The organism is Streptomyces sp. NPDC006923 (genome assembly GCF_040635655.1).
GTDB lineage: Bacteria > Actinomycetota > Actinomycetes > Streptomycetales > Streptomycetaceae > Streptomyces.
On record NZ_JBEYIF010000007.1, the window covers coordinates 15,639 to 27,951 of the forward strand.

The 12,313-nt window shown below is 68.5% G+C and carries 9 protein-coding genes; 2 read left to right on the top strand and 7 right to left on the bottom strand.

The features are described from left to right. Positions 1-76: 76 nt before the first annotated feature. Positions 77-2,092 (top strand): glycosyltransferase family 2 protein, encoded by a 2,016-nt coding sequence (locus ABZ707_RS15800; protein ID WP_360173956.1) that lies wholly within the window; start codon positions 77-79, stop codon positions 2,090-2,092. Between the two features lie 104 nt (positions 2,093-2,196). Beyond that, a complete protein-coding gene (gene rfbC, locus ABZ707_RS15805; RefSeq protein ID WP_360173959.1) occupies positions 2,197-2,796 on the top strand; it encodes a dTDP-4-dehydrorhamnose 3,5-epimerase in 600 nt (199 codons plus the stop codon). An 89-nt stretch (positions 2,797-2,885) separates the two neighbouring features. Here the strand turns inward: rfbC and ABZ707_RS15810 are convergent, their stop codons facing one another. The 7 genes from ABZ707_RS15810 to ABZ707_RS15840 form a co-directional block, all read right to left on the bottom strand. Next, a complete protein-coding gene (locus ABZ707_RS15810; protein WP_360173962.1) occupies positions 2,886-3,680 on the bottom strand; it encodes a class I SAM-dependent methyltransferase in 795 nt (264 codons plus the stop codon). Positions 3,681-3,763: 83 nt separating this feature from the next. Further along, entirely contained in the window at positions 3,764-4,663 is a 900-nt protein-coding gene (gene rfbD / locus ABZ707_RS15815; RefSeq protein WP_360173965.1) for a dTDP-4-dehydrorhamnose reductase, read from the bottom strand. Continuing rightward, a complete protein-coding gene (gene rfbB, locus ABZ707_RS15820; RefSeq protein WP_360173968.1) occupies positions 4,660-5,670 on the bottom strand; it encodes a dTDP-glucose 4,6-dehydratase in 1,011 nt (336 codons plus the stop codon). The genes rfbD and rfbB overlap by 4 nt, the downstream gene beginning before the upstream one ends. After that, positions 5,667-6,734, bottom strand: a complete 1,068-nt coding sequence (locus ABZ707_RS15825; RefSeq protein WP_360173971.1) for a glucose-1-phosphate thymidylyltransferase — start codon at positions 6,732-6,734, stop codon at positions 5,667-5,669. The genes rfbB and ABZ707_RS15825 overlap by 4 nt, the downstream gene beginning before the upstream one ends. Before the next feature lie 227 nt (positions 6,735-6,961). Further along, the gene (locus tag ABZ707_RS15830) at positions 6,962-8,209 is read right to left on the bottom strand and encodes a glycosyltransferase family 2 protein (RefSeq protein WP_360173974.1); all 1,248 of its coding nucleotides are present in this window, start codon (positions 8,207-8,209) and stop codon (positions 6,962-6,964) included. A gap of 164 nt (positions 8,210-8,373) precedes the next feature. After that, complete coding sequence (locus tag ABZ707_RS15835) at positions 8,374-10,533, bottom strand: hypothetical protein (protein WP_360173977.1); 2,160 nt, start codon at positions 10,531-10,533, stop codon at positions 8,374-8,376. 134 nt (positions 10,534-10,667) lie between these two features. Further along, a complete protein-coding gene (locus tag ABZ707_RS15840; protein WP_360173980.1) occupies positions 10,668-12,173 on the bottom strand; it encodes a bifunctional cytidylyltransferase/SDR family oxidoreductase in 1,506 nt (501 codons plus the stop codon). Positions 12,174-12,313 lie beyond the last annotated feature (140 nt).

Sequence of the window (12,313 nt, forward strand, 5' to 3'; positions counted from 1 at the left end):
CGGCCGCGACCCCTTCCCCGCGCACAGAACCCCGGGCAACCACACACGAGATGGGCCTTCCGTAATGCCAGTAAAAGTGAGCGTCGTCATTCCGGTGTACAACCCGGGTAAGTACATCGATCCCTGCGTCGATTCACTGCTGGCCCAGACACTGCCGGCGGCGGAATTCGAGGTGCTTTTCGTCGACGACGGTTCGACGGACGAGAGCCCCGACCGGCTGGACAAGCTGGCGGCCGAGCACCCGCATTTCCGGGTGATTCACATCCCCAATTCGGGCTGGCCGGGCAAGCCCAGGAACATCGGCGTGTCCGAGGCGAAGGGCGAGTACGTCCAATTCGTCGACCAGGACGACCACCTCGCGTCCGACGCCCTGCGGCGGCTGTACGAGATGGGGCACCGCAATGGCTCCGACATCGTCATCGGCAAGGTCGCCTCCAATTTCCGCGGCGTCCCGCACGGCGTCTTCAGGGTGAACCGCGAGAAGTGTGATCTGAGCAACGCTCCGCTGTACGACAGCCTCACCCCGCACAAGATGTTCCGCACGGAGTTCCTCCGCGAGAACAGCATCGCGTACCCCGAGGGCAAGCGGCGCCTGGAGGACCAGCTCTACATGATGCAGGCGTACTTCCCCGCCAAGGTCGTCTCGATCCTGGGGAATTACACCTGCTACTACTACTCGAAGCGGGACGACGGGCAGAACGCCGGCTCGGCGAAGATCATTCCGTCCGGCTACTACGGCAACCTCCGCGAAGTCCTCCAGGTCGTCGTCGACAACACCGAGCCCGGCGAGTTCCGGGACCGGCTGCTGCGCCGTTTCTACCGGGTCGAAATGCTCGGCCGGCTGAGTGAACCCGGCGTACTCAAGTTCGATCCGGCGTATCTCGACGAGATGTGCGAGGCGATCCGCCCGCTCGCCGACGACTTCATGCACGACGGTGTGCACGACGGACTCGGCTCGCTGACCCGCCTGCGCTCCACCCTGCTGCGCGCCGACGACCGCCAGGGGCTCGTCCGGCTCGCGCGTTTCGCCGCCTCGGTGAAGGGCGCGGCCCGGCTGGAGGACTTCGACTGGCAGCCGGACGGCAAGACCTCGCTCTCCGTGACCGGCCGGCTGGTCCACGGCGACGACCAGCGGCCCCTGCGCCTCGTCCGCCGCGGCGGCCGGTACTTCCTGCACCCGGACATCACCGAGGGGCTGCTGCCCGACGGTGAACTCCTCGATGTCACCGACGACCTGGACGGCTTCAAGGGCGAGCTCTCGCTGCGCAACCGCGAGACCGCCGTCGAGTGGCCCTGCCCCGCCGAATTCACCACCAAGATCGAGAAGCTGGACGGCGACACCTACGAGGTCGTGCTGCACGGCTCCGGCCAGGTCTCCACCGAGGCGGTCAAGGGACGCGGCCGGGTCTCCCGCGGTTTCTGGGACGTCTGGGTGCCGCTGCGCGGCCTCGGGCTCGTACGCAAGGCACGGCTCGGCGCGGACCGCGCCCCGGAGGTGGACGCCAAGTGCCGTCCCGCGCTGCTCGGTTCGCCCGCCCGCCCGGTCATCCCGTACTTCACGGACCCGCACTCCAATCTCACCTTCGATGTCGCGGGCCGTGCCAAGAAGATGGCCGTTTACCTCACGGACCGCCCGGTGCTCCGGATGCCCGGCGGCCGGCTCGAACTGCGCCTCGACATCTTCACCGGTGCCAAGTCCGGCTCCCGCGCCGTCGAGGTGGTGTTCACCGCTCCCGACGGCACCACCCGGACCGTGCCGGGCACCCTGCGCCCCGATCACGCGCGGGCCCACCTCGCGCTGCCCGCGCGCGTACCGGACCTGCCCGCCGGCACGGCGCGGCTGTCGGTGCTGCTGGACGGCGCGAAGAGCCCCGGGCTCCCGCTCTGCGAGGTGACCGTGAACGGCGGCGGCCGGATCCGCCTGGACCACAGCGGTCTCGCCGCGGTCGACCCGCTGCTCGTCCGGCTGGTGACGGTGCGGCGCCGCAGAGCGGTGGTGCGCCGGGTGCTCCGCTCGGCGGGCGGCCCGATCGTGCGCCGTCTGCCCTCGTCGGCGCGGAAGAGGGTGCGCCGCCTCGCGGCCCGCTTCTGACCTTCCCCGTGCTCCGGAACGACAGAACGAACAGAACGACAGAACGAACAGAATCACAGCACGACACAGCGGATCAGAACACATCAGAACAAGGACGTGATCACATGCGACAGCTCTCCGTCGAAGGCGCCTGGGTGCATGAACCGAAGGTCTTTCCGGACAGCCGTGGCAGCTTCCACGAGTGGTTCAAGGCCTCCGACTTCACCGAGTCGGCCGGCCACCCGCTGAATCTCGCGCAGGCCAACTGCTCCGTGTCCAGCCGGGGCACACTGCGCGGTGTCCACTTCGCCGATGTGCCTCCCGGCCAGGCCAAGTACGTGAAGTGTGTGCGCGGCGCGGTGCTCGACGTCATCGTGGACATCCGGGTCGGCTCGCCGACGTACCGGCAGTGGGAGGCGGTACGCCTCGACGACGTGGACCACCACTCCGTCTATCTCGCGGAGGGACTCGGCCATGCCTTCATGGCACTGACCGACGACGCCACGGTGGTCTACCTCTGCTCCGAGGGCTACGCTCCCGGCCGCGAGCACGGCATCAACCCGATGGACCCGGCGCTCGGCATCGAGTGGCCCGAGGGCATCACCCCGCTGCTGTCCGACAAGGACGCGGCCGCCCCGTCCCTCGCGGAGGCCGAGGCCCAGGGCCTGCTCCCGTCGTACGAGGACTGCCGGGCCTACTACGCGCGACTGGCCGCCCGGGACTGACCCGGTCCAAGGCGCACACCCGCACGGGCAGCGGGAAGGGACCGGACAATCCCTGGATCGTCCGGTCCCTTCCCCATGTGCCGGGGCCGTCAGCCCAGGACCGTCTCGATCTGCTTGCGCAGCGGCGCGAAGGCCGACCGGGGGCGGCGCAGATTACGGGCGCGGATCAGGCCCGGCCAGAAACCGGCCCCGAGCAGCGCCTCGGGCCGCACCGCGTTCTTGCGGACCAGCACCTCGTCCGGCACCACCTGCGGGTCGGGCACGACATACTCTTCGATGATCTTGTCGTACGCGTTCTTCAGCACCGTGCTCTCCGGGTTGGCGCCGAAGATGGCCACCACTCCGGTCGGCTCGGTGTCGACGTCGACGACCAGCAGGTCGGGACGGAACCGCCGCAGCACGGCGGCCACCTTGTAGACGTCCCCGGCCCAGAACTTGGTGTGCCGGTCGCGCGCCGCCTCGTCGACGTCCCGCGGCAGCATGTCGTCCAGGACGATCACACTGGACCAGCGGGAGTGCTTCTCGACATTCATGAAGTCGCGCAGCGCGAACTCGAACAGGTGCATGCCGTCGATGAACGACAGCTCCAGCTTCGGGTCTCCGCCGAAGAGGTTGACCGGGTCCCGGCGGGCCAGCGCGCGGAACGGGTTGCGGCCGTTGCGCAGATGAATCAGCGGGTCTTTGCGGGCGAAGAAGTCGTCGCTGGTGGCCTTGACCAGGTGGACATCACAACTGATGTCCGTGACCACCCGGAAAGCCGGGTCGACAGCTACCGACGGAACACGGGACAGGGCCAGGCTGCGCCCGTCATTGACCCCGATCTCCAGATAGGTGCGGGGCTTGTACACACGGTGCAGTTGGCGCAGGAAGCCGTGGCGATCCACGTAAGGGGCCCTTCACTGAGAATCAACAACGAGGGAATTGATTCTCAGTGAACTTAGTAGGTACGCGTGCCACACGTAAACATCTACTGGCCAGTAACGCCCGTTTGGCGCTCAGTCTCGACCAATACCGGAAAGGCTTCGCCAAGTGCGGAACGCCAGTCACGGATCGGCTCGATCCCGGCCGTCTTCCACCTCTCGTGTCCCAGCACGCTGTACGCGGGCCGGGGCGCGGGACGCACAAAGGCCTCGCTGGTCGTCGGACGGACCCGCTCCGGATCCGCGCCGAGCAGCCGGAAGATCTCCCGGGTGAATCCGAACCAGGTCGTCTCGCCGCCGCTGGTGCCGTGGTAGACCCCGCTCCGGGCGGTCCCCGCCAGCGCCGCCCGGCCCAGCAGGACCAGCCGGTCCGCGAGGTCGCCGGTCCAGGTGGGCTGGCCACGCTGGTCGTCCACCACGTCCAGGGTGTCCTTGACGGCCTCCAGCCTGATCATCGTGCGGACGAAATTGCCGCCGCCCGCGCCGTACAGCCAGGCCGTGCGGACCACGTACCCGGTGTCGGGCAGGGTCTCCAGCACCGCGCGCTCCCCGGCCAGCTTGGTACGGCCGTAGGCACTGCGCGGCGCCGTGGGAGCGTCCTCCGCGTACGGCGTGTCCGCGTCCCCGGCGAAGACGTAGTCCGTGGAGACCTGGAGCAGGACCGCGCCCGACTCCCCGCACGCCTCGGCGAGGACCCGGGGTCCTGTGCCGTTGACCGCGAGCGCCTCGCTCTCCTTGGCCTCCGCGTCGTCAACCGCCGTCCAGGCCGCGCAGTTGACCACCACGTCCGGCGCGTGGGCCGCCAGCGCGGCGCGCACCGCGCCGGGGTCGGTGATGTCCAGCGCGGCCCGGTCAAGACCGGCCGCGTGCTCCCCGCCGGCCGCGAGCCGGGACAGCAGGTCCTGGCCGAGCATGCCGCCGGCCCCGGTGACGAGCCAGGTGCTCACAGTGCCGCACGCCCCTTCAGCGGCTCCCACCACGCGCGGTTGTCGCGGTACCACCGCACCGTCTCGGCGAGGCCCGTGGCGAAGTCCTTGCGGGGCTCGTATCCCAGCTCCGTGCGGATCTTGGTGCAGTCGACGGAGTAACGGCGGTCGTGGCCCTTGCGGTCGGTGACGTACTCGACGCTGGTGTCCCAGTCCGCCCCGCACGCCTCCAGCAGCAGGCCGGTCAGCTCCTTGTTGGACAGCTCCGTGCCCCCGCCGATGTTGTAGACCTCACCGGCCCGGCCCTTCGTACGGACCAGCTCGATGCCCTGCACATGGTCGTCGATGTGCAGCCAGTCACGGATGTTGCCGCCGTCGCCGTAGAGCGGGACCTTCCTGCCGTCCAGCAGGTTGGTGATGAACAGCGGGATGACCTTCTCGGGGAAGTGGTGGTGACCGTAGTTGTTGGAGCAGCGGGTCACCCGCACGTCGAGGCCGTGGGTGCGGTGGTACGAGAGCGCGATCAGATCGCTGGACGCCTTCGCCGAGGAATAGGGCGAGTTGGGCTCCAGCGGGTGGGTCTCCGGCCAGGAGCCCTCGTCGATCGAGCCGTAGACCTCGTCGGTGGAGATGTGCACGAAGGTCCTGACGCCGGCGCGGTGCGCGGCGTCGATCAGTGTGTGGGTGCCCACGACATTCGTACGGACGAACTCGGCGCCGCCGTCGATGGAGCGGTCCACATGCGACTCGGCGGCGAAGTGCACCACCTGGTCGTGCTCGGCCATCAGCTTGGCGACCAGCTCGGGGTCGCAGATGTCGCCCTCGACAAAGGCGAATCCGGGGTGGCCGCGCACCTCGTCGAGGTTGGCCGGGTTGCCCGCGTAGGTCAGCTTGTCGAGCACCGTCACCGCGACGTCGCCGGGGCCCTGGGGGCCCAGCACCGTACGGACGTAGTGCGAGCCGATGAAGCCGGCACCCCCGGTGACCAGGATTCTGGTGGTGCCGCTGGGAACGGCGGAAGTCGTCATGAGGAAATCTGCACCTTGCTGTGGTCGCCGAGGACGAGTCGGTGGGCGGACGGGTTACGGGGCGCGGGTGTGATCTCCACGTCGCGGCCGATCAGCGACGCCTCCACGCGGCGCACGCCGGTGAGGGAGGAGCCCCGCAGGACGATGGAGTACTCGATCTCGCTGTCCTCGATCCGGCATCCCTCGGAGACCGAGGTGAAGGGACCGATGTAGGCGTCGCTGACCACCGTGCCCTCACCGATGATCGCGGGGCCGACGATACGGCTGCCGGTCACCCGTGCGCCCTTCTCGATCCTGACCCGCCCTATGATCTCCGTGGCCTCGTCGACGCTGCCGTCGCGGCACGGCTCGACGGTCTCCAGCACCGAGCGGTTGACCTCCAGCATGTCGGTGACATTGCCGGTGTCCTTCCAGTACCCGGAGATGGTGGTGGAGCGGACGTCGCGCTTCTGGTCGATCAGCCACTGGATGGCATGGGTGATCTCCAGCTCACCGCGCCAGGACGGCTCGATGGACCGTACGGCCTCGTGGACGGCCGGGGTGAAGAGATAGACGCCGACGAGCGCGAGATCGCTCTTCGGCTCCTTCGGCTTCTCCTCCAGGGCCACCACCCGGCCGGTGGCGTCGAGTTCGGCCACGCCGAAGGACGTCGGGTTGGGGACCTTCGTCAGCAGGATCTGCGCGTCCGGCCGGTCCGCGCGGAAGCCGTCCACCAGACCGGCGATACCACCGACGATGAAGTTGTCGCCGAGGTACATCACGAAGTCGTCGTCGCCCAGGAAGTCCCGGGCGATGAGCACGGCGTGCGCCAGACCGAGCGGCGCCTCCTGCTGGAGGTAGGTGACCTTTATGCCGAACCGGGAGCCGTCCCCGACCGCCTCGCGGATCTCCTCCGCGGTGTCACCGACGATCACACCGACCTCGGTGATACCGGCCTCGGCGATGGCCTCCAGGCCGTAGAAGAGCACGGGCTTGTTCGCCACGGGGACAAGCTGTTTCGCGGAGGTGTGGGTGATCGGGCGTAGTCGGGTGCCCGCCCCACCGGACAGTACGAGAGCCTTCACAATGCCTTTCCCATGCTGCGATCCGATGCTGTCCGGGCCTCGCCCGACAGCATGATTTTACCTACGATTTCCGGTGTGGCCCGCTCATGGACACCTGGAACGGGTGGTCGAGCGCGTTCGGCGGTACGCGGGAGCGTGCCCCGGGGCCGCGCGCGGGCGGGCGCGGCGGCGGAGTGCCGCCCCGCGCGCCGGGACACGCCGGGACCGCCGCGGCTACGCCGGCAGGGCTAAGGAGCGTCCGGCGACACGCCCCGCGCCGGTGCGGTCAGCCCCCGGACCCGCGTACGCAGCCGCCGCGCCAGCCTGCGCGCCAGCGACTTGCGCCGGCGGACCGCCCTCGGAGCCTCGATGCGCTCCAGGCCCGGCCTCCCCACCCAGTCGGGCACGGTCACCTCGTACGACGCGTCCTTGAGTCCGGTGCCCTTCTCCCCGAAGTGCGGAAAGACGAGATACGGCGTGCGCGCGCGGCCCCGGTGCACTACCTCGGGCCTGGTCCCCGACGCGACGAAGTCCAGGATGTCCCGCAGCAGATCGAGCCGGCCCAGCGCGACGCACTCCAGCCGCAGCCGCTCGGAGACCTTGATACGTCCGGCCACGCCCGGGGTCCAGTAGCGGGCCATCAGCGGCGCCGCCAGCTCCATCTTGTGACGCCGCACCCGTTCCGGTTGCTTCATCAGTTGGGGTGAGAACTGCTGGATCACTCCGACCGTGAAGGGTCTGACCATCAGCCGGTCGCGCTTCGGGCCCGCCGGCACCAGTTCGGTGATGAGCCTCATCAGAGCCTCCGCCGACTCGAACCGCAGGGTGTAACCGCCGCTCTTGGTCACATGCTTGCCGTCGTCCCGCCCGACCAGGTAGTAGCAGGTGTAGTCGGAGATCACCGAGACGCCGTTGCCCCGTATGTACGCCTCCATCGTGAAGAGCGCGTCCTCGCCGGTCTTCAGGCCCTCGTCGAACCGCAGCCCCAGCCGGACGAGTAAGTCGCGGCGGAAGAGCTTCTGCGCGCTCAAGGTGAAGATCACCTGGGAGTTGTAGATGTCGACGCGCTCGGCCGTACGGCCCCACATCGACTTGGGTGCGCCCCTGTTGACCCCCTCCACCCTGCCGAGCACCACATCCGTACCGGCACGGTCGGCCATGGCGACCATGCGTTCCAGCGCTTCCTCGCCGAAATAGTCGTCGGCGTCCAGGAAGAAGACATAGCGCCCCCGGGCCAGCCCCAGACCCACATTGCGCGGCCCGCTGGGGCCACCCGAGTTGGCCTGGCGCACCACCGTGGTCGGGATGGACGCCGAGGCGGCGAACTCCTCCAGATACTCCCCCGTGCCGTCGGTCGAGCCGTCGTCGACCGCGACGATCTCGATGCGGTGGGCCCAGGTCTGGGCCTCCACCGATTCCAGGCAGCGGACCAGGTAGGGCATCGCTTCATATGCCCCGACGATCACACTCACATCAGGAACAGACATATCGTTCATCAGAATTCAAGACAAGCGATACCTGGTGTTGGTTGTCTTGTCACGATCGAGAGCCTGTGTGATGCCCGTCACCTCTGCTGCCCGCACCGGCCGCCCGGCGAAACGAAGAGGCCCGGCGGAACGCGAAAGCGCTCCGCCGGGCCCCGGGTACCGGCCGTGCGGTCTCAGCCCCGTACGGGTGAGTCCACGTCGTTGTTCTCCGGCTCCGTCCGCGCGTCGGTGGCCGTCTCCAGGCCCTCCTCGGCCCGGGGGTCGGCCGGCGCCGAGTCGTCCGGCGCCGCCGCCCCCTCGGGCTCCGAGAGCCGCTGCTCGACGCGCACATTGCGCGCCTCCGACTTCGCGGCCAGCGCGAGCGTCGCCGCGTTGAACTGCTCCATCGACGTCGGCTCGTCGGGCCCCAGCAGATACCGCTTGAGCTCGCGGCGGGCACTCGCCAGCCGGTCGGAGGACGGATCGGTGACCGCGCCGAGAAGCTGGTCCAGCTCCTTCGCGCTGTTGGTGAGGATCACGGCGGCCCGTACGGCGGTGTTCTGCCGCCTGAACTCCTCGGCGCCCAGCCCGGCGGAGTCGGTGACCGCGTACGGCTTGCCGCTCGCGATGAAGTCCGAGACCACGCTGGAGATGTCGGAGACCATGGCGTCCGACTCGTTGAAGCAGTCGTACAGGCGCGGCTCCGCGCCGGCGATGACCCGGTGCTCCCACCAGCCGAAGGAACTCCAGTACGCGCTGTTCCACTCGTCCCTGAGCCGTGTCAGCTCGGCCTGCCTGGCCGGGTCCGCCGTGGCGTCGCGGGACTCCTCGGCCTCGTCGCGGCTCGCGTCCGCGACCCCGGACAGCGCGGACAGCCGGGCCTCGATACGGGCCAGTTCGGCCCGCGCCGCGGCCTGCTCCTGGCGGAGCCCGGCGGACTCCTTCGCCCAGCGCGGGTCGTTGGCACGCTCGGCGGCGGCCTTCTGCACCAGCGCGGTGATGCGCTCGTGCACGGCCTTCGCCTTGGCGCTCCGGGTGCCGGTGAACGGGTGCGGCTTGTAGAGGACCCGGACCGGCGGCTCCGCCTTCAGCAGCCGCTTGACGATGTTCTCGCCGGCCAGCAGCAGTGAGGTGTTGCCGGGCGCGTCGTCCCAGCCCTCCCAGGTGGGCGCGTACAGCACGGTGGGCACGGAGTGCTTCGGCGCGCCCGTCGCCGGCTGGATCGGGGCGAGCTGCGGACGGCCCACCTCGACGATGTCCTCGTCCCGCACGCCGACATCGGCCAGCGCGTACCGGTCGCGGCCGGCCCGGCCCGCGGTCCACACCTCGTCGTACGCCTTGCTGTACGGGTTGACGCTCGCGATCTTGTCGCTGTCGCCGTGCCCGATGAAGACGTGCTTCATGGTCGGGACCCGCAGCATATGGATGTTCTTGCCGACATTGGCCGCGTACAGCGCGACCCGTACCGTCGACAGGTCCAGGTTCATCAGATGCACGCCGCCGGGGACGCAGACCACCGGCACGGCCGTCGGGCCGAGCTGCTGCGCGATCACCCGCTCGCGCAGGATGATCAGCGGCCGGCCTTCGAGCTGGTCCATCGTCTCCAGCCACATGTTGACCTGGTACGCGGACTCCTTGGAGCCGGAGAAGTACAGCATCACGGTCGGCTTGTACTCGGCCAGCCAGCCGTCCAGCGCCTTGAGCACCTTGTCGGCGGAGGGCACGAGCCGGCTCGGCCGCAGGTACGGCAGCAGCGCGAGGACATAACCGACGGCCAGGAACAGGCTGAGGGCCAGGCCCGCGTACCCGTAGATGTTGTCCCGGGTCTGCACCGTGACCAGCACGCCGGCCATGGCGAAGAGGTCCAGGTGGAGCATCTTCTCGGCGGAGCGGTTGAGCAGCCACCGCGGCGGCGCGTCCGGGATCCGGATGGCGCCGAGGTCGACATTGCGGGTGACCACGGGAAGCTTGCGGCGCAGCCGGAGCAGGGTGACGATCGCGCCGTGCGGTGCCTGGAGCGCGTAGAACACCAGCACCGCGACCACGGTCACATAGAAGATCCGGTCCTCACCGAACCCCAGCCGCGCGACGAGCAGCACCAGCAGCATCTGCCGGATCAGAAAGCGGATCGACAGACCGGCCCGTACTTTCGCGAGCCGGTTTACCAAATAGCTGCCGCGTTGATGCAGAAACGTATCCGCAAGATAGGTCACGGCTGCGGCCGCCGCGAAGAGCCAGAAATTGGGAATTATCGCGGCGAGCATGACGCACGGGAAACTCAGCCCCAGAAGAAGTGCGGCTGCCAGCTCTGATCCGCTGCCCACACGGGCCACGCGAATGGCTGTCGAAATCACGTAAAACCTGCTCCAGACAGTGCCTGTTGTTGACCTTGCAAGGAAAGTGTGAAGACGGAACTTCACGAACTCGGGCCTCCGTAGTTCGCACATCGGCGACGACAGAGGCCCGGATCAATAATTAGCGAGAATTATTACACATCTTCCTGACGATCCAGTACGGCGGCGAGCGCCTGCTCGAAATCGGACGCCTCGGAGGCGCCGCGCGTCGGGTCCTGCTGCCGTACATCGATGACATGCCCGGTCAGCTCGGAGAGCAGGACGTCGAGCGAGGTCTTGGCGACCGCCTCGGAGGAAAGCAGCGATCCCTCCGGCTCCTGGCCGAACGCCTTGGTGCGCATAGGAGTGGCGGTGCGCTCGGGATTCACACAGTTCACCCGGATGCCCTCGCCGGCCCATTCGTCGGAGAGCGCCTGGGTGAGGTTCACCATGGCCGCCTTCGTCGACGAGTAGAGGCTGTACTCGGCGCGCCCGCGCGTGTAGCTGCTGGAGGTGTAGAGCAGGAGCTGGCCCTTTGTCTCGACCAGGTACTTGTAGGAGGCGCGGGCGATCTGCACGGGCGCCAGATAGTTGACGTTCAACGCCTCCTGGATGGTGGTGTTGTCCGTCTCGGCCAGCTTGCCGATGCGCAGCACACCCGCGGTGTTGATGACGTAGTCGATCCGGCCGGTCTCGCCGTAGGCGCGGGACAGCGCGTCGTCGACATGCTCCGGATTCTCCACATGCGTGCCGGTGGTGGAGCGGCCCAGGGCGTAGACCTTGGCACCGAAGGACTCGGCGAGCTGGGCGATGTCCGCGCCGATGCCGTACGAACCGCCGAAGACGACCAGGGTCTTGCCGGTCAGCAGCTCACGGTAGGCGTCCTCGGAGGACTGCTGGGGGGCGGCGGCGGAGGCGAGCTGGAAGAGCTTGTCGGCGATGAAGACATCGACCGGCTGCGTCACCTTCATGTTGTACTCGTCGCCCGCGACCACATAGATCGGGACGTCCGGCAGGTACTTCAGCACCACCGAACAGTCGTCGGTGGCCTGGAAGTTGGGGTCGCCCGCGGCCACCTCGTAGGCCCTGCGGATGGTGGAGAGCTTGAACGCCTGCGGGGTCTGGCCGCGCCGCAGCCGGGACCGGTCCGGCACATCGGTGATGAACTCGCCGTCGCCGCCGTGCGTACGGGTCACGATGATCGTGTCCGCGGACGGAATGGCCACGTCCACGGCCTGGTAGCGGTCCAGCGCGTCCACGCAGTCCTTGATCACGCGCTGGGAGAGCAGCGGGCGCACGGCGTCATGGAACAGGACGTTCCGGTCTTCGCCTTCGGCCAGCCCCTCACCCAGCGCGGCGATGGCGCGCTCAGTGGTCTCGTTCCGCGTCGAACCGCCCTCGATGACCTTGCTGACCTTGCTCAGTCCGGCCTTGGTGACGATCTTCTCCACGTCGGGCACATAGCCCGGGGCCATCAGCACGATCACATCGTCGATCGAGTCGGCCTGCTCGAAGATCGACAGCGTGTGCTCGATGACCGCCTTCCCCGCGATCTTCAGCAGCTGCTTCGGGATCGACAGCCCCACCCGCTGACCGGTACCGCCCGCCAGGACGACGGCGGTGGTGCGGGGCTTCACGGGCGACGCGGGAGTTGCAGACACAGAACTGACCTACCTTGCGGGCTCAGAGGATGTAGCGATGGTCCCACCCGTGGCAATCCTCTCGCAAGGTGGACCACAACCGGGCGACACCGGCGCGCAACCCCTGATTCACCTGCGAAGACCAGTGCACCGATGGCGCG

Excerpts from the sequence above, each read along its gene's own strand:
- rfbC (WP_360173959.1), top strand. The coding sequence starts at position 2,197 with ATGCGACAGCTCTCCGTCGAAGGCGCCTGGGTGCATGAACCGAAGGTC.
- ABZ707_RS15830 (WP_360173974.1), bottom strand. The coding sequence starts at position 8,209 with ATGAACGATATGTCTGTTCCTGATGTGAGTGTGATCGTCGGGGCATAT.
- rfbB (WP_360173968.1), bottom strand. The coding sequence starts at position 5,670 with ATGACGACTTCCGCCGTTCCCAGCGGCACCACCAGAATCCTGGTCACC.